12 protein-coding genes, 1 pseudogene and 1 riboswitch are annotated in these 17,749 nt (G+C 75.4%); of the genes and pseudogenes, 4 read left to right on the plus strand and 9 right to left on the minus strand.

Annotated features, from left to right (window positions below):
- From ACFC02_RS26610 to cobN, 8 genes and pseudogenes are all read right to left on the minus strand, one after another.
- Positions 1–3,030 (minus strand): FAD-binding and (Fe-S)-binding domain-containing protein (locus tag ACFC02_RS26610; RefSeq protein ID WP_376362125.1); only part of this gene is annotated, 3,030 nt, incomplete at its 3' end.
- 339 nt (positions 3,031–3,369) lie between these two features.
- Complete coding sequence (locus ACFC02_RS26615; protein WP_376362128.1) at positions 3,370–3,888, minus strand: hypothetical protein; 519 nt, start codon at positions 3,886–3,888, stop codon at positions 3,370–3,372.
- 99 nt (positions 3,889–3,987) lie between these two features.
- On the minus strand, positions 3,988–5,052 hold the full coding sequence (locus ACFC02_RS26620; protein WP_376362131.1) for a cytochrome c oxidase assembly protein: 1,065 nt from the start codon (positions 5,050–5,052) through the stop codon (positions 3,988–3,990).
- Between the two features lie 141 nt (positions 5,053–5,193).
- A pseudogene (locus tag ACFC02_RS26625) lies at positions 5,194–5,394 on the minus strand (silent information regulator protein Sir2); the annotation flags it as partial.
- Positions 5,395–5,515: 121 nt separating this feature from the next.
- On the minus strand, positions 5,516–6,241 hold the full coding sequence (locus tag ACFC02_RS26630; RefSeq protein WP_376362134.1) for an FAD binding domain-containing protein: 726 nt from the start codon (positions 6,239–6,241) through the stop codon (positions 5,516–5,518).
- A gap of 458 nt (positions 6,242–6,699) precedes the next feature.
- Positions 6,700–7,239: a GNAT family N-acetyltransferase gene (locus ACFC02_RS26635; RefSeq protein ID WP_376362137.1), complete on the minus strand. Its 540-nt coding sequence runs from the start codon at positions 7,237–7,239 to the stop codon at positions 6,700–6,702.
- Between the two features lie 23 nt (positions 7,240–7,262).
- Positions 7,263–7,919 carry a hypothetical protein gene (locus tag ACFC02_RS26640; RefSeq protein WP_376362140.1) on the minus strand — a complete coding sequence of 219 codons (657 nt, stop codon included), beginning with the start codon at positions 7,917–7,919 and terminating at the stop codon, positions 7,263–7,265.
- A gap of 279 nt (positions 7,920–8,198) precedes the next feature.
- Positions 8,199–11,825 carry a cobaltochelatase subunit CobN gene (gene cobN, locus ACFC02_RS26645; RefSeq protein WP_376362143.1) on the minus strand — a complete coding sequence of 1,209 codons (3,627 nt, stop codon included), beginning with the start codon at positions 11,823–11,825 and terminating at the stop codon, positions 8,199–8,201.
- Positions 11,826–11,897: 72 nt separating this feature from the next.
- A riboswitch (cobalamin riboswitch) is annotated at positions 11,898–12,053 on the minus strand.
- A gap of 45 nt (positions 12,054–12,098) precedes the next feature.
- Between cobN and ACFC02_RS26650 the strand changes: the two genes are divergently transcribed.
- The 3 genes from ACFC02_RS26650 to ACFC02_RS26660 are packed head-to-tail and all read left to right on the plus strand — an operon-like array spanning position 12,099 to position 15,621.
- Positions 12,099–13,463 (plus strand): cobalamin biosynthesis protein CobG, encoded by a 1,365-nt coding sequence (locus ACFC02_RS26650; protein WP_376362146.1) that lies wholly within the window; start codon positions 12,099–12,101, stop codon positions 13,461–13,463.
- Entirely contained in the window at positions 13,460–14,137 is a 678-nt protein-coding gene (locus ACFC02_RS26655; protein ID WP_376362149.1) for a precorrin-8X methylmutase, read from the plus strand. The genes ACFC02_RS26650 and ACFC02_RS26655 overlap by 4 nt, the downstream gene beginning before the upstream one ends.
- Complete coding sequence (locus ACFC02_RS26660; RefSeq protein ID WP_376362151.1) at positions 14,134–15,621, plus strand: precorrin-2 C(20)-methyltransferase; 1,488 nt, start codon at positions 14,134–14,136, stop codon at positions 15,619–15,621. Before ACFC02_RS26655 ends, ACFC02_RS26660 begins: the two co-directional genes overlap by 4 nt.
- A 79-nt stretch (positions 15,622–15,700) precedes the next feature.
- On the opposite strand, the gene ACFC02_RS26665 is transcribed toward ACFC02_RS26660, so the two are convergent.
- The gene (locus ACFC02_RS26665) at positions 15,701–16,465 is read right to left on the minus strand and encodes a cobalt-precorrin-6A reductase (protein WP_376362196.1); all 765 of its coding nucleotides are present in this window, start codon (positions 16,463–16,465) and stop codon (positions 15,701–15,703) included.
- Positions 16,466–16,560: 95 nt separating this feature from the next.
- Between ACFC02_RS26665 and ACFC02_RS26670 the strand changes: the two genes are divergently transcribed.
- Positions 16,561–17,724: a cobalt-precorrin-5B (C(1))-methyltransferase gene (locus tag ACFC02_RS26670; protein ID WP_376362154.1), complete on the plus strand. Its 1,164-nt coding sequence runs from the start codon at positions 16,561–16,563 to the stop codon at positions 17,722–17,724.
- Positions 17,725–17,749 lie beyond the last annotated feature (25 nt).

Genomic DNA, 17,749 nt, shown 5'->3' on the forward strand with positions numbered 1-17,749 from the left:
GGTCAGGGCCACGGCGCCGGCGACTCCCGCGGTGGCCGCCCACCGGGCCGCGCGGGACGGTTCGGCGGGCCGGACGGCCAGCCGTTCGGGCTGCTCCTGGGGCAGGTTCCCGTCCAGGCCGAGGGCAAGCACCTCGGCGAGGTGCAGGGCGCGGCGGCCGGTGCGGCCCTGTTCGATCTGGGTGCGGCAGCTGAAGCCGTCGGCGAGCACCAGGCTGTCGGGGGCCGCCGCGCGGACGGCGGGCAGGACGCCCTGTTCGGCGACGGCCATGGAGACCTCGTGGTGGCCGCGTTCGAAGCCGAAGTTCCCGGCCAGGCCGCAGCAGCCTTCGTCCAGGACGTCGGCGTCGAGGTGGGCGCGGCGCATGAGTTCGCGGTCCGCGTCGAACTTCATGACCGCGTGCTGGTGGCAGTGGGTCTGCACCGTCGCCTGCCGGGTCACCTTCGGCGGCTGCCAGCCGTCGGGCGCGTGGTGCACCAGCTGTTCGGCGAAGGTGCGCACCTGCCCGGCCAGCCGCTTGACGTCCAGGTCGGCGGGCATCAGCTCGGTCGCGTCGGAGCGGAAGACGGCCGTGCAGGAGGGTTCCAGGCCGATGATCGGCGTGCTCGCGTCCAGGTAGGGCCGCAGCACGTCCAGGGAGCGGCGCAGCACCTTCTTGGCGGTGTCGAGCTGCCCGGTGGAGATCCAGGTGAGGCCGCAGCACACCGGTTCGGTGGGGACGGCGACCTTGAAGCCCGCGTCCCGCAGGACCCGTACGGCCGAGATCGCGATGGAGGGGTGGAAGTAGGTGCTGAACGTGTCGGGCCACAGCACCACGGTCCGCGGGTCGGCGGGGTCCGGCTGCTCGGCGTCCTGTTCCCGCCACCACTGGAGGAAGGACTGCGGGGCGAAGACGGGCGCCTGCCGCTCTTCGGCCACCCCGGCCAGCGCCTTGCCCGCCCGGGCCAGGCCGGGGGCGCGCAGGAGGGTGTTGACCAGGGAGGGGGCGAGGCGGGAGAGGCGGGCCCACAGGGGCAGCCAGCCCATGGAGTAGTGGGCGGGCGGGCGCAGCCTGCCCTCGTAGTGGTGGGAGAGGAACTCGGCCTTGTAGGTCGCCATGTCGACGTTGACCGGGCAGTCCGACTTGCAGCCCTTGCAGGCCAGGCAGAGGTCGAGTGCGTCCCTGACCTCGGTGGAGCGCCAGCCGTCGGTGATCGTGGAGTCCGCGTGGCCGTCGAGCATCTCGAACAGCAGCCGGGCCCGGCCCCGGGTGGAGTGCTCCTCCTCCCAGGTGGCCCGGTAGGAGGGGCACATCACGCCGCCTTCGTGGCTGCGGCAGTTGCCGATGCCGACGCAGCGCATCACCGCGCGGGTGAAGGAGTGGTCGTCCTCCGGGTAGCCGAAGTTCGTCTCGGGGGTGGCGGGCCGCCAGTCGGCGCCGAGGCGGAGCTGGCCGTCGACCGGGTTCGGGTCGACGATCTTGCCCGGGTTCATCCGGTTGCCCGGGTCGAACAGCGTCTTCAGCTCGCCGAAGGCCGTCACCAGACGCGGCCCGAACATCCGTACCAGCAGCTCGCCGCGGGACTGGCCGTCGCCGTGCTCGCCCGACAGCGACCCGCCGTAGGAGGAGACGAGGTCGGCGGCGCGCTCCAGGAAGCGCCGGAAGTCGGCGACGCCCTCGGCCGTCTTCAGGCCGAACGGGATCCGCGTGTGCACGCAACCCTGCCCGAAGTGCCCGTACAGCGACGGGTGGTCGTAGTCGAACTCCTCGAACAGCTTCTTCAGGTCGCGCAGGTAGTCGCCCAGGCGTTCGGGCGGCACCGCGGAGTCCTCCCAGCCCTCCCAGGTCTCCCGGTCGTCCGGGGGCCGCGCGGTCACCCCGAGTCCGGCCTCCCGGGCCTTGAGCATCTCCTGCTCGCGCTCCGGGTCGTCGGAGAAGGCCACGTCCGGGTCCTTCTCGCTGCGGCCGAGGGCGTGCAGCAGGGCGTGGGCCTGCCCGTCGACGTCCTCCTGGCTGTCCCCGCTGTACTGCACGAGCAGCCAGCTGTCCCCCTTCGGCAGGACCCGCAGGGAGTCCAGGTAGGCGCCCTCCTCGCGCATCAGCTGCGCCATCCGCCCGTCCAGCGCCTCCAACTGGCTGGGCGAGCAGTGTTCGAGCACCCGGGAGACGTCGTCGCCGGCCCGGCAGATGTCCTCGTAGCCGAGGACCAGGATCGACTGGTACGGCGGCACGGGCACGAGTTCCAGCTCGGCCCGCAGGACGGTGACCAGGGTGCCCTCGCTGCCGACCAGGGCGCGGGCGACGTCGAAGCCGTTCTCGGGGAGCAGCGAGTCGAGGTTGTAGCCGGAGACCCGGCGCGGGATCTTGGGGTAGCCGCGCCGGATGTCGGCCAGGTACTCGGTGGCGATGCGGTCGAGGCCGGCGTAGATCTCGGCCTTGCGGCCGCCCTCGGCGGCGATCCGGGTCCGTTCGGCCTCCGAGGTGGGCCCCACCCACGTCCGCACGCCGTCGTAGGTGAGGATCTCCAGTCGGCGCACGTTGTCGACGGTCTTCCCGTACGCCTGTGCGGACGCCCCGCACGAGTTGTTGCCGATCATGCCGCCGAGCGCGCAGTGGCTGTGGGTGGAGGGCTTCGGGCCGAACTGGAGGCGGTGGTCGGCAAGCCGCCGGTTCAGCTCGTCGAGGACGATGCCGGGTTCGACCACGCAGGTGCGGGCGTCGGGGTCCACGGAGATCAGGGCGTGGCAGTACTTGGTCCAGTCGATGACGACGGCGGTGTTCGTGGACTGCCCGGCCAGGCTGGTGCCGCCCCCGCGCGAGAGGACGGGGGCGCCGTGGCGCGCACACACCCGCACCGCCTCCGCGCCCGCCTCCACCGTGCGCGGGAGGACGACACCGAGCGGCACCTGGCGGTAGTTGGAGCCGTCCGTGACGTACGCACCTCTGCTCCCGGCGTCGAACCGGACCTCGGCGTCCACGGACTCGCGCAGGGCCGCCTCCAGAGCGGCCACGTCCACCGCGGGGACATCGAGAGGGGGTGTACGACTCATCAGCGGCGACCGCCTTCCTGGACCGTGCGGGGCGTTTCGGCGACCCGGGCCTGCCCGGCTCCCGGCCGTTCGACGGCCCTGCCGAGGTGGCGGGCCCGCGCCGCCGCCGCTCCCCCGGGTACCCGCCCTTGCAGTGTGCAAGGGTGCCTTTTCCCGCGCGCGCCGGACGGGGCCGGCGGGCGCCCTGCCGGATCTTGGCCGTGCGGGTGAACGCCCTCGCACACGCGTCGGCCCCGGGCGGGGGCCGGGGCGGGGACCGCCGCGCCGGGCCAGGGCGGGCCGCGTGCGTGGGGGGCGCGGTGCGTCGGCCGGTGCTGGGCCGATCGGGTGAGGGGGCTATCAGGTGTGGGGGCGATCAGGTGTGGGGGCTGTGGCAGGGGGGGCAGCAGTCAGCCCTGGGTGCGGGCGGTCGTGCCGGTGCCTGGTGGCCGGGTCGGTGCGTCGCAGCCGGGTCGGTGCGTCGGTCGGTGCGCCGGGGCCGGGCTGGTGTCCGGTGGTCGGGCCGGTGCGGCGGGGCCGGGCCGTTGCGGCATGGGGGGTGAACGGCTCGACGAGGCCCGTGGCCCGTTGCCGGTCCACGGCGGCGGCGGGCTCGTCGAGGAGGAGTTCCGGTTCGTGCGGCAGGGCGCGGGCGAGCGCGGTGCGCCCGCGGCACCTCCGGCAGCCGGCCGGCGTGGTGACGCGGTCGGCGGGTGGAACCGGCCTCCGCCACCGGTTGCTCGGCGCGGGCGCGGCCGGCGCGCGGGGGGGCGGGGAGCGGTCGACGGCACGGGCGGGGGCCCGGAGCCGTTCGAGCGCCGTGTGGCCGCTGCGCGGGTCGCCGCTCCACAGGACGTGGCCGACGCGTTCGCGGCGCACCCACGCCCGTCCGGCGGGGGCGGGCAGGCCCGGTCGGTGCGGCGCGAGCGGTGCCTTCCCGGCGTCGAGCCGCGGCAGCGCGCCGGCTGCCGTGAGGGTTCAGGGGTTGTCGCGGTGGCGGCGGATGCGGGCGGCGACCTCGTTGTCCTCGGTCTCCCACCAGGGGCGTACTCGCTCGGGCGACGACGGGTCCGCCGGTTCCGGCGCCGGGGGGTTGCCCGCCGTGGCCACCGCAGACCCGCCCGCCGTGGCGACCGCCAACGCGCTCTGTTCGCCGTCCAGGCGCCGGTCCAGGGCCGCGTTCTGGAGGCGTTCGGCGCGGGCCCACTGCGCGAGGACGGCCAGCAGGAAGGGCAGGGCGACCAGTTCCGCGATGCTGAGCATGGCTCCGCCGCCGATCTGCTGGTCGTGGCGGACGTCGGGGGCCCAGGCGGGGGCGTGGTGCAGGTACCAGGCGCCCGCGATCAGCGTGCCGTGGGTCATCACCACGACGCCGGGCACCGCGTCGACGAGGCCGTCCAGGAAGACCAGCGCGGCACGCACCGGGTGCGTGCACCAGGCGGGCAGCGTCTGCTCGCGGGTGAGCACCGGGACGACGAACAGGCATCCGGCCGCCAGCAGGTGCAGATACATCAGTTCGTGCAGCCAGCTCACGCGCAGCGCGGTGGCGAAGTACGGCGTGAAGTAGACCACCAGTTCGGTGGTGAGCACCAGCGCCGTACTGACCAGCGGAAAGGTCAGCACGCGCACCACCCGGCCGGTGACGGCCCGCCGGACCCGGTCCGCGCGGGCCCGCGGCAGCGCATCCACGGCGAGCCGCAGCGGGTCGCCGAGCGCGAGGCCGAGCGGTGCGAGCAGGTCGAGCAGGACGTTCTGCACGGCGGCCGGCCAGAACAGGACGTGGTCGTAGACGGCCAGCGCCGACATCGTGGCCACCACCAGCGCGCCGAGCCCGAGCAGGACGAACGCGGCGAGCCGGGCCACCGGCCAGGACCGGCCCCGCCGGCGCAGCCGCAGCACGCCCCAGCCGTACAGCCCGCCCAGGACGGCCACCAGCAGCAGAGCGGGCACGTCCGGCTGCCACGAGGTCAGCAGCCGGCCCACCGTCGGCTCCGCCAGGCCGGCCGCCGACAACGGCATGCCGGTCATCGCGTCGGCGCTCATGCGTATCGGTCTCCTTCGCCCACCGGGGGACGAGTCGGTACAGGTCCCCCGGGACGTTAGCGCCCCGCACCCGTGCGCCCGGCGGCGGGGTGGCCGCCGCCGGGCACCGCACCGGGGCCGGTGGCGGCCCCGGTGCGGGGGCTACGGCGTGACCTGCTTGCCCCCGAAGGTCACGACGAGGCGGCCGTCGGCGGCGAAGGACCAGCCCACGGCGCCGGCGTAGGAGGCGCACCGGGACCCGTTGGAGCCGCTCCAGAACTGGTCGGACGCGTCGGTGTTCCCGACGGTCTTGTCGTCGGACCCGCTGCCGCTGCGGCAGGAGGTGCCGTCGCGGAACACCGCGACCCGGCCGCCCGTCATGGGCGCCACCGCGCGGCCCGGTGCCGGCCGCGGGCCCGGCACCGGCACCGGCACCGGCACCGGCAACCGGCGGGACGGTGGTGAGGGCCGCGCGGCTCGCGGGTCAGGCGCCGTCGGCGCCGTGCAGGAGGTCCGTGGTCTGGTCGCGGACGGCCTCCCACGCGGCGGCGGGCAGGTCACCGAAGGCGGCGGTCGTCCGCAGCGCGTCGAGCGCGGGTCCGGGACCCCCGTCGCACACCGTAGCGGCGTCGCGCACGTCGTAGCCTTCCCGGACGGCGACATGGAGACGACGGCTTCCCCCGGCGTCGGCGTGCAGGGCCGACGCGACGACGAGGGGCGGCGGTCCGCCCGCCTCGCCCGGCAGTTTGCGGTACGCGCTGGCCACGGGGGTGCGCCAGTGGAGGCTGAGCAGAACGGGTCCCTTGGCCGTGACCTCGGACAGGCCGGTCTCGTGGACGCCCTCGGCGTCCAGCACCCTCGCCCGGGCCCTCAGGACGAGGGCCGCGGGCAGCAGGCATCGCAACGTGCTGCCCACGAGGTTGCCGCCGACCGTCGCCGACCGTCGCACGGCGCCGGTGCCGACGCCGGCGGCCGCACGGCGCAGCACCTCCGGCACCCGCTCGTCGATCCGGTGCAGGACCACCGCGGCGCCCAGCGTCTCGCGGCCGACGACGTTGGCCTGCGCCACCTCACGCAACGACATCGCCTGTTCGGGGAATCCGTCCCGCTGCCAGGTGGCCCACACCAAGGTCGCCCCGCCTACCGGGACGGCCCCTTCGGCCACGCACCGCCGTGCTTCGGACACCGATGTGGGCAGACGCAACAGCACCGCGGCCGACCTGCCTTCCTCCGAGTAGGGTGCCGGGCGGCCGGTCCCTCGGTCGTCCGCCCGTCCGGCACGGCGCATTCTTGCCGTACGGGCGGGGGCGCGTACAGGGCTCACACGGGCATGCCGGGCGCCTTGCCGCGCTGTGCCGCCGTTCGATTCCGGTGCCCCGATCCGTTCAGCCGCGGGCACGCGGGACGACGGCGGCCGCGTCGCCGGGAGCGCTCAGGATGTCGGCCTCCACCTGGTGCAGCTCCTCGACCGGTGCCTCGTCCACGCTCTCGTGGCACGGCCCGGCCACTGGGCGGCGACCCGGCCGTCCTTCCTGGCGAACAGGGTGCCGGCGCGGCGTGCGGCGGAGGCCAGGTCGCGCATCATGCGCACCGCACCCGCATCGGCCGCTGAGCCGGGCCGTCCCGGGCCGGGTTGACCTTCGGGCCGCGTCCGAGGCGGCTTCGCGGCTATGCCGGCTGCGGGTCGGTGGCGAGTCGCGCGTGTGTCTCCACGTCGTGGCGGACGCCGTCCCAGGCGAGCTTCTGCCGTTGGAGCGCCTCGGTCGCGAAGCCCGCGGCGAGCGCCACCCGGCAGGACGCCGGGTTGTCGGTGCGATGCCCCAGCTCCAGGCGGAACAACCCGAGTTCGGTGAAGCACCACTGGGCGAGCCCGCGGCAGCCGTGGGTCGCCACGCCCTTTCCCCGGGCCGCGGGGGTGGTCCAGTAGGAGATCCACCCGGTGCCGTGCCGCGGGTCAAGACGTCCGACCGCGACCCCGCCGAGCGCGGCGTCGGCGGCGTCCGTGACGGCGAAGGCGTAGGCACTCTCCCGGCGCCACTGGCCGCGCCTGCGTTCGATCCACCGCTCGGCGTCCGCGAACGTGGCGACGGGCGCGTCGGCCTGCCGTTCCATCAGGGGTTCCGCGAACGCCCGCAGCACCGTGCGGGCGTCGGAGGGCGCCCAGGGACGCAGGGACAGCCCGGCGGACAGGTGAACTTGATGACGCACCTCGTGCGACCTCCGCTGCCGATCTAGGCCTTCGCCGCGCAGATCGTGTCATAGGGCCTGCCGATCGCCATGGTCAGCTCCATGGGCTCGGTGGTACCCGAGGGGCATTTCGCGCGGCCCTCGACGAGGGCGAGCACCTTGTAGGTCTGCGAGCCCTGGGAGGTGCACGGCACCTCCCTGGCCGTGGAGGTCACGCAGTCGCCCTTGACCAACTGGCCGCCGCCGGCGCCCGGGTCCCCGGGGTGGTCCGCCGACAGGTTGCGCCCGCACACCGTCTTGGTGTGGATGCCGCCGCCCTTGCGGCTGCCCGAACCGAAGGAGACGCTCACCCGGATGATGACGTCCGTGCCGCCCGGGCACTGGATGGAGTCGGGCAGGATGCTGCCGTCCATGACCGCGACGGCCTTGAAGGTGGCGTGGGAGTCGCCGCAGCCGTAGGCCTTGTAGCCGTCCGGCGCGTCGTCGGGGTCGGGTCCGCCGCAGTCGCCCGCCTTCCAGTCCCCCGAGTGGTGGGACCCGGACGAGGAGGAGGACGAGGACGACGAGCCGTCGTGTCCGAAGAGTTCCGAGGCCCCGAACCCGAGGCCGATGACCACCGCGAGGGTGAGCAGACTCGGCAGGCAGCCCCGCCCGCGTGAACGGCGTGCGGGCGCCGTGGGCGTTCCCCCGTGATGAACCATGACCGTGTCCCCCGATGACCGAGCCCTGACGACAACGCGGTGCGCACAGGGGGACGCCCTGCGCGCCGTGCGTGGTTCCTTCCGCGGCCCCCCGGAGTGACGCGGCGGTCAGGGGCGAGCAGCGGGCCGCCGCCGTGTTCCTCGGCGGCGGACATCGGGCGGACGAGCCGCACGACTCGGCGACCGCGTCCGCCGGCGCTCCCACGCCGTCCTTCTCCGGCGGGGCGCCCGCTCACGGTCCGCCCCGCCGGACCCGGATTCCCGGCTCCCCGCGCCGGGTCAGTCCTCGCCCTCCAGGTGTCCCTCCGTCTCCAGGTACACCTGCCGCAGCTCCTCCAGCACGGCCGGGTCGGGCTTGGCCCACATCCCCCGCGACTCCGCCTCCAGGAGCCGTTCGGCGATGCCGTGCAGCGCCCAGGGGTTGGCCTGCCGCAGGAACTCGCGGTTGGCCGGGTCGAGGACGTACGCCTCGGTGAGCCGGTCGTACATCCAGTCGGCGATCACGCCGGTCGTGGCGTCGTAGCCGAACAGGTAGTCCACCGTGGCGGCGAGTTCGAAGGCGCCCTTGTAGCCGTGGCGGCGCATCGCCTCGATCCACTTGGGGTTGACGACGCGGGCGCGGAAGACGCGGGAGGTCTCCTCGGTGAGGGTGCGGGTGCGGACCGTCTCGGGGCGGGTGGAGTCGCCGATGTAGGCCTCGGGCGCGGTGCCGCGCAGGGCGCGGACGGCGGCGACCATGCCGCCGTGGTACTGGAAGTAGTCGTCGGAGTCGGCGATGTCGTGCTCGCGGGTGTCGGTGTTCTTCGCCGCCACCGTGATGCGCCGGTAGGCCGTCTCCATCTCCTCGCGGGCCGGCCGGCCCTCCAGGCCCCGCCCGTAGGCGTAGCCGCCCCAGACGGTGTAGACCTCGGCCAGGTCGGCGTCCGTGCGCCAGTCGCGCGAGTCGATGAGCTGGAGCAGGCCGGCTCCGTAGGTGCCGGGCCGCGAGCCGAAGATGCGGGTGGTGGCGCGGCGTTCGTCGCCGTGGGCCGCCAGGTCCGCCTGGACGTGCGCCCGTACGTGGTTCGCCTCGGCGGGCTCGTCCAGGCCCGCGGCCAGTCGTACGGCGTCGTCCAGGAGGGCGACGGTGTGCGGGAAGGCGTCCCGGAAGAAGCCCGAGATCCGCAGGGTGACGTCGACGCGGGGACGGCCCAGCTCCTCGGCGGGGACGGGTTCGAGGCCGGTGACGCGACGGGAGGCGTCGTCCCAGACCGGGCGGACGCCCAGCAGCGCCAGTGCCTCGGCCACGTCGTCGCCCGCGGTGCGCATGGCGCTGGTGCCCCACAGGGACAGGCCGACCGACGCGGGCCACTCGCCGTGGTCGGTGCGGTAGCGCTCCAGGAGGGAGTCGGCGAGGGCCTGTCCGGTCTCCCAGGCGAGGCGGGAGGGGATGGCCCTCGGGTCGACGGAGTAGAAGTTGCGGCCGGTCGGCAGGACGTTGACCAGGCCGCGCAGCGGGGACCCGGAGGGGCCCGCCGGGACGAAGCCGCCGGCCAGCGCGTGCATGACGTGGTCGATCTCGGCGGTGGTCCCGGCCAGGCGGGGTACGACCTCGCGGGCGGCGAACTCCAGGACCGCGCGGACCTGTTCGCCGTGCTCGGTGGGGACGGCGGACGGGTCCCAGCCGGCGTCCTCCATCGCCTGGACCAGTGCGCGGGCCTTCTCCTCCGCCGCGTCCGCGCTGGTGCGGGTGGCGGCGGACTCGTCCAGGCCCAGGGCCTCGCGCAGCCCCGGCAGGCTGGTGGTGCCGCCCCAGATCTGCCGGGCGCGCAGCACGGCGAGGACGAGGTCGACCCGCTGGGGGCCCTGCGGCGCGGCGCCCAGGACGTGCAGGCCGTCGCGGATCTGGGCGTCCTTGACCTCGCAGAGCCAGCCGTCGACGTGGAGCAGGAAGTCGTCGAAGCCGTCGTCGTCCGGGCGGTCTTCGAGGCCGAGGTCGTGGTCGAGGCGGGCCGCCTGGATGAGCGTCCAGATCTGGGCGCGGATCGCCGGCAGCTTGGCCGGGTCCATGGCGGCGATCTGGGCGTGCTCGTCGAGGAGTTGTTCCAGGCGGGCGATGTCGCCGTAGGAGTCGGCGCGGGCCATCGGCGGGACGAGGTGGTCCACGAGCGTGGCGTGGGCGCGGCGCTTGGCCTGGGTGCCCTCGCCGGGGTCGTTGACCAGGAAGGGGTAGACCAGCGGGAGGTCGCCGAGGGCCGCGTCGGGTCCGCAGGCCGCCGACAGGCCGGCGTTCTTGCCGGGCAGCCACTCCAGGTTGCCGTGCTTGCCGAGGTGGATCATCGCGTCCGCGCCGAACCCGCCCTCGTCGCGCGCGGCGGCGATCCAGCGGTAGGCGGCGAGGTAGTGGTGGGAGGGCGGCAGGTCGGGGTCGTGGTAGATGGCGACGGGGTTCTCGCCGAAGCCGCGCGGCGGCTGGATGAGGATCAGCACGTTGCCGAAGCGCAGGGCCGCCAGGACGATGTCGCCGTCCGCGTCGCGGCTGCGGTCGACGAACATCTCGCCGGGTGCCGGGCCCCAGTGCTCCTCCACGGCCGTGCGCAGTTCCTCGGGGAGGCCGGCGTACCAGCGGCGGTAGTCGGCGGCCGGGATGCGTACCGGGTTGCGGGCCAGTTGTTCCTCGGTGAGCCAGTCCTGGTCGTGGCCGCCCGCCTCGATGAGCGCGCGGATCAGTTCGTCGCCGTCGCCGGAGGCCAGCCCGGGCACGTCGCCGTCACCGAGGTCGTAGCCGTCGGCGCGCAGACGGCGCAGGAGGGCGACGGCGCTGGCGGGGGTGTCCAGGCCGACCGCGTTGCCGATGCGGGAGTGCTTGGTCGGGTAGGCCGACAGGACCAGGGCGAGGCGCTTGCCGGCGGGCGGGATGCGGCGCAGCCGCGCGTGGCGCACGGCGATCCCGGCGACGCGGGCGGCGCGCTCGGGGTCGGCGACGTAGGAGGGCAGGCCGTCGGCGTCGATCTCCTTGAAGGAGAAGGGCACGGTGATCAGACGGCCGTCGAACTCGGGTACGGCGATCTGGCCGGCCGCGTCCAGCGGTGAGACGCCCTCGTCGTTCTCCTCCCAGGCCGAGCGGGAGCCGGTCAGGCACAGGGCCTGGAGGATCGGCACGTCCAGCGCGGCGAGCGCGCCCGCGTCCCAGGACTCGTCATCGCCGCCGGCCGACGCCGCGGCGGGTTTGGTGCCGCCCGCGGCCAGCACGGTCGTCACGATCACGTCGGCGGCGCGCAGTTCCTCGACCAACTCCGGTTCGGGCGCCCGGAGGGAGGCCACGTAAAGGGGAAGGGGCCGCCCGCCGGCGTCCTCCACGGCGTCGCACAGCGCGTGGACGAAGCCGGTGTTGCCGCTCATGTGGTGGGCGCGGTAGTAGAGCACGGCGACGGTCGGGCCGCCCGCGGGCCCGGTGGCCTCGCGGGGCAGCGCTCCCCAGCTCGGGGCGGGCGCGGGCGCCTCGAAGCCGTGCCCGGTGAGCAGCACGGTGTCGCAGAGGAAGCGGGCGAGGTGCTCCAGGTTGGCGGGGCCGCCGTGGGCGAGGTAGGCGTGGGCCTCGGCGGCGATGCCGACGGGGACGTTGGAGGCGGCCATCAGCTGGGCGTCGGGGGCCTGTTCGCCGGTGAGGACGACGACCGGGCGGCCGTCGGCGAGCAGCAGGTCGAGGCCTTCCTGCCAGGCGCGGACGCCGCCGAGGAGGCGTACGACGACCAGGTCGGCGTCCGCCATGAGGGCGGGCAGGTCGGCGAGGGCCAGACGGGCGGGGTTGGCGAAGCGGTACGGGACGGGGCCGCCCGCGGCCCGGGCGCTGAGCAGGTCGGTGTCGGAGGTCGACAGGAGCAGGATGCGGGGGGACGGCGGCTGTTCTCCGGCTGGGTGCGACATGCGGCGTCCTGCCTTCCTCGGGGTGTCCACGCCCCGGGTGGTGTCGGAATGGGGGTCTCCGCTGCTCGGACGGGCCGAGATCCGGGAGAAGGGGAGTTCCTGACTCACCCGGTTCTTCCTGGAACCGGGCTCACAGTGGCGGGACCGCGCCGGATTCGCACCGGGCTTCCTCCCCTGTCGCCGTCGTGGCGATGGCGGACCGGATGGTCCGCCGAGAAGCATAGTAAGGGCCGTCGTAGCAGGGCAGGGCATACGTGCGGTGTGATCGTAGGTATGCTCGCCGCCATGTCCACGGCTGCCCTCCCCCCGACGTCCCAGGCCGCCCCGGCCGGACGGGACCGTGACGACGCGTGCCCGGGTACGCTGCGGCTGCACGCGGCGGACGACGGCGCGGTGGCCCGCGTCCGCGTACCCGGCGGCGTGCTGGACGTCGGCGGGGCCGAGGCGCTGGCCGAGGCCGCGCGGCGCCTGGGCGACGGCGCACTGCACCTGACCTCGCGCGGCAACGTCCAACTGCGCGGGCTGCGCGCTGAGCACGGCCCCGAACTCGCCGGTCTGCTGGAAGCGGCGGGCCTGCTCCCCTCGCGCGGCCACGAGCGGGTGCGCAACGTGGTCGCCTCGCCGCTGTCCGCCCTGGACGACCGCGGCCTGCGGGACGTGCGCCCCTGGCTGTCCGCTCTGGACGCGCTCCTGTGCGCGAGCGAGGCCGCGCGGGCGCTGTCGGGGCGGTTCCTGTTCGCGCTCGACGACGGCCGCGGCGACGTGGCCGCGCTCGGCGCCGACGTGACCGTGCGGGCGACCGGCGGCGAAGGTGCGCAACTCGCCCTCGGCGCGGCGGGCGAGGCGCTGGCCCTGTCCGCCGGTGACGTGCCGCGGGCGATGGTGGCGGCGGCGGAGACGGTCGTCGAGGCGGCGCGGGAGCAGGGGATGCGGGCCTGGCGGGTCGGTGACGTGCCGCTGCCCGCCGGCGAACTGCTCCGGCTCGTCGCCGGACGTCTGACCGCCGAGGGACTGGCCTGCGCGCCGCAGCCGCGGGAGAGCGCGCACTGCGCGGGCCCGCCGCCCGGATCCGTCGGCGGGGCCGGCGGCGGTGCCCTGTCGGTGCACGTCCCGCTCGGCCGTCTGACGGCGCTCCAGTGGCGGGAGTTGACGCGGACCGCTGCCCGCGCGGGCGGCGAACTGCGTCTGACGCCGTGGCGCGGGGTCGTCGTCCCCGTACCGGAGGGGACCGCGTCGCCCGCCGTGCCCGATACGTCCGCCACGCTCGACGCACTGGCCGCCACCGGTCTCGTCACCGGCCCCGGCTCGGCCTGGCCGCGGGTGGGTGCCTGCGTGGGGCGGCCCGGCTGCGCCAAGGCGCACGCCGACGTCCGGGCGGACGCCACCGCCTCGCTCGGCGCGCTCGGCCCGCGCGGCCTTCCCCTGTACTGGTCCGGCTGCGAACGGCGTTGCGGACGGCCCCCCGGCGACCGGATCGACCTGGTCGCGACCGAGGACGGCACCTACCAGGTGACCCGGGTGTCCCAGGCACCGCCGGCTTCCCAGGCGCCGGCCACGGCGCCCGCGCCCCGTGCCCCCTCCGTCGTCCTGGACGACCCACGTCAACTCGCCGCCGCCCTGGCGGCGTTCACCTCATGACCCGTACGACCACGACCACCGAGAGCAGCGAGAAGAACACCGTGACGCCCTACGACTACGAGAAGGACGGCGCGGCCATCTACCGCCGGTCCTTCGCCACCATCCGCGCGGAGGCGGACCTCGCGGCTCTGCCCGCCGACGTCAGCCAGGTGACGGTCCGGATGATCCACGCCTGCGGGATGGTCGACCTGGTCCGCGACATCGCGTACACGCCGTCCGTGGTGGCCCGCGCGCGCGAGGCCCTGCGGGCCGGCGCGCCCATCCTGTGCGACGTGCAGATGGTGGCCAGCGGCGTCACCCGCAAGCGGCTGCCCGCCGACAACGAGGTGCTCTGCACGCTCTCCGACCCGGCCGTCCCCGAGCTGGCGGCGAAGCTGGGCACCACGCGCAGCGCCGCCGCGCTGGAGCTGTGGCGGGACCGGCTGGAGGGCTCGGTGGTCGCCGTCGGCAACGCGCCCACCGCCCTGTTCCGGCTCCTGGAGATGATCGAGGAGGGCGCGGGCCGTCCGGCCGCCGTCATCGGCGTGCCGGTCGGTTTCGTGGGTGCCGCCGAGTCCAAGGACGCGCTGGCCGCGCACTCCTCGGGCCTGGAGCACCTGGTGGTGCGGGGCCGCCGGGGCGGCAGCGCGCTGGCCGCCGCCGCGCTCAACGCGATCGCGAGTGAGGCGGAGTGAGCGGGCGACTGTACGGGGTGGGGCTCGGCCCCGGTGACCCGTCGCTGATGACGGTACGCGCGGTGGAGGCCATCGCCGGGGCGGACGTGATCGCGTACCACAGCGCACGGCACGGCCGGTCCATCGCCCGCTCGATCGCGGCCCGGCACATCCGCGCCGACCACGTCGAGGAGGCGCTGGTCTACCCCGTCACCACGGAGACCACCGACCACCCCGGCGGTTACCGGGGCGCCCTGGAGGAGTTCTACGCGCAGGCGTCGGCGCGGCTCGCCGCCCATCTCGACGCCGGCCGCAGCGTCGCGGTCCTCGCCGAGGGCGACCCGCTCTTCTACGGCTCCTACATGCACCTGCACAAGCGGCTCGCCGACCGCTACGAGACGGAGGTGATCCCCGGTGTCACGTCCGTCTCGGCCGCCGCGGCCCGCCTGGGCACCCCGCTCGTCGAGGGCGAGGAGGTGCTGACCGTCCTGCCCGGCACCCTGCCCGAGGAGGAGCTGACCGCGCGGCTGGCCGCGACGGACTCGGCGGTCGTGATGAAGCTGGGCCGCACCTTCCCCAAGGTGCGGCGCGCCCTGGAGGGTTCGGGGCGGCTGGAAGAGGCCCGGTACGTCGAGCGGGCCACGATGCCCGGGGAGCGGGTCGGCGCGTTCGCGGACATGGACGCGGATTCGGTGCCGTACTTCTCGGTGGCCGTGCTGCCCAGCCGCGTCGACGCCGAACGCCCGGTGCGGGAGCGGGGCGAGGTGGTCGTGGTCGGGACCGGCCCGGCCGGGCCGCTGTGGCTGACCCCCGAGACGCGGGGCGCGCTGGCCGCGGCCGACGACCTGGTCGGCTACACCACCTACCTGGACCGGGTGCCCGAGCGCGCCGGCCAGCTCCGGCACGGCTCGGACAACCGGGTGGAGGCCGAGCGCGCCGAGTTCGCGCTGCAACTGGCCCGGCGCGGACGCCGGGTGGCCGTCGTGTCCGGCGGCGACCCCGGCATCTTCGCGATGGCCACGGCCGTCCTGGAGGCCGCCGCCCGGCCCGAGTACGCCGAGGTGCCGGTGCGGGTGCTGCCGGGCGTGACCGCGGCCAACGCCGCCGCGGCCCGGGCCGGCGCCCCCCTCGGCCACGACTACGCCACGCTCTCCCTCTCCGACCGGCTCAAGCCCTGGGAGGTCATCGCCGAGCGTCTGCGCGCGGCGGCCTCCGCCGACCTGGTGCTGGCCCTGTACAACCCGGGCTCGCGCAGCCGTACGTGGCAGGTCGGCAAGGCCCGCGACCTGCTGCTGGAGCACCGGTCACCGGACACGCCCGTGGTGGTCGCACGGGACGTGGGCGGCCCCGGCGAGCGGGTGCGGATCGTACGGCTCGCCGCCCTGGACCCGGCCGAGGTCGACATGCGCACGATCCTGCTGGTCGGCTCGTCCCAGACGCGGGTCGTACGGCGCGCAGACGGCCAGGAGGTCGTCTGGACACCCCGCCGCTACCCGGAGGCATGAGCCGGGACGCGGGGCCCTCCGCACCACGCACGGTGGGCCCCGCGTCCCGGGCGAGCCAGGCCGCCGGGGCGGCGTGGGGTCAGCCGCCGGTTGGGGGAACGGGCCCGCCGGTCAGCTCGCCGAGCCACCGCACCGCCTGCTCCGGGCCGGTGGCGACCGGGACGCCCCCGGGCACGGCCGGCCGCCGCACCATGACCACCGGCAGCCCGGCCTCCCGGGCGGCCGTCAGCTTGGGCGCGGTGGCCGCTCCCCCGCTGTCCTTGGTGACCAGGACGTCGATACGGTGGCGGCGCAGCAGCGCGCGTTCCCCGTCCAGGGCGAACGGGCCGCGGTCGAGCAGCACTTCCATCGCCCGCGGGTGCGGCGGCTCGGGCGCGTCGACGGACCGTACGAGGAACCACAGGTCGTCCAGGGCGGCGAAGGCGGCCAGGCCGGTCCGTCCCGTGGTGAGGAACACCCGCCGCCCGAGCGCGGGCAGCATCTCGGCCGCCGCCTCCAGCGAGGCGGCCTCGTGCCAGCGGTCGCCCGCGACGGGGACCCAGCCGGGGCGGCGCAGGGCGAGCAGGGGAACATGGGCGGTGGCCGCGGCCCGCGCCGCGTGGAAACTGATCGTCCCGGCGAAGGGGTGGGTGGCGTCGATGAGCGCGTCGACCGCGTGGTCGACCAGCCACGCCGTCAGCCCCTCCGTCCCGCCGAAGCCGCCGACGCGGACCTGTCCGGGCGGCAGCCGGGGGCCGGCGACGCGTCCGGCGAGGGAACTGGTCAGTCTGGTCCCGGGCGTGCCGTGGAGCAGTTCGGCGAGGCGGCGGGCCTCGGTGGTGCCGCCGAGGATCAGGACGTGCATGGGAACGGGTCCGTTCATGATGAGCAGTGAGCAGTGAGGAACACGACGTGGGCAGGGTGAGCGGCGGGAGCACCGCGGGCACGGACGGACAAAGCGTGCCGCAAGCGCGGGGCGGCGGCCCGGCGGCGGCCGTCAAGGGCGGGCGGCGCGGCCAGTTGGAGCACACCGGGCTGCGGCCCGGCTGGACCACGGGTGCCTGCGCGACGGCGGCCACGACGGCCGCGTACACCGCGCTGCTGACCGGCGAGTTCCCCGACCCGGTGACCATCACCCTGCCCAAGGGGCAGACGCCGTCGTTCGCACTGGCGGTGGAGGAACTGACCGGCGACTGCGCCATGGCGGGGGTGGTCAAGGACGCCGGGGACGATCCGGACGTCACGCACGGGGCGCTGGTGCGTGCCACGGTCCGGGCGCTGCCCGCCGGTTCGGGGGTGGTGTTCAGGGCGGGGCCCGGCGTCGGCACCGTGACCCGGCCCGGCCTGCCGCTGCCGGTCGGTGAGCCCGCCGTCAATCCCGTCCCGCGCCGGATGATGCGTGATCATGTCGCCGAGGTCGCCGCCCGGCACGGGGGCGGCGGCGACGTCGAGATCACCGTCTCCGTCGACGACGGCGAGGAGATCGCCCGCTCCACGTGGAACCCCCGGCTCGGCATCATCGGCGGTCTGTCCGTCCTCGGCACGACGGGCATCGTCGTGCCGTACTCGTGCTCGGCCTGGATCGACTCCATCCGCCGGGGTGTGGACGTGGCGCGGGCGGCGGGGCGGGAGCACGTCGCCGGGTGCACCGGGTCGACCTCGGAGAAGACGGTCGTGGCAGAGTACCGCCTGCCCGAGGACGCGCTGCTCGACATGGGGGACTTCGCGGGCGCGGTGCTCAAGTACGTACGCCGTCATCCCGTCCCCCGGCTGACGGTCTGCGGCGGGTTCGCCAAGCTGTCCAAGCTGGCGGCCGGCCATCTGGACCTGCACTCCGCCCGGTCCCAGGTGGACAAGGGCTTCCTGGCCGTTCTGGCCCGGCGCGGCGGCGCCAACGAGGCGCTGGCCGCCGAGGTGGCCGCCGCCAACACCGGTCTCGCCGCGCTCCAGTCGTGCCTGGCGCGCGGGGTGCCGCTCGGCGACCTCGTCGCCGCGGCGGCCCGGGACGAGGCGCTGGCCGTGCTGCGCGGCGCACCGGTCGCGGTCGACGTGATCTGCATCGACCGGGCGGGCGCGATCGTGGGCCGCAGCACGGTCGGCGGCCCCGGCGGCGCCTCCCGGTGAATCCCGTGGCGCGGTCCGGCGCTCC

The organism is Streptomyces sp. NPDC056160 (assembly GCF_042268205.1).
Lineage (GTDB): Bacteria > Actinomycetota > Actinomycetes > Streptomycetales > Streptomycetaceae > Streptomyces.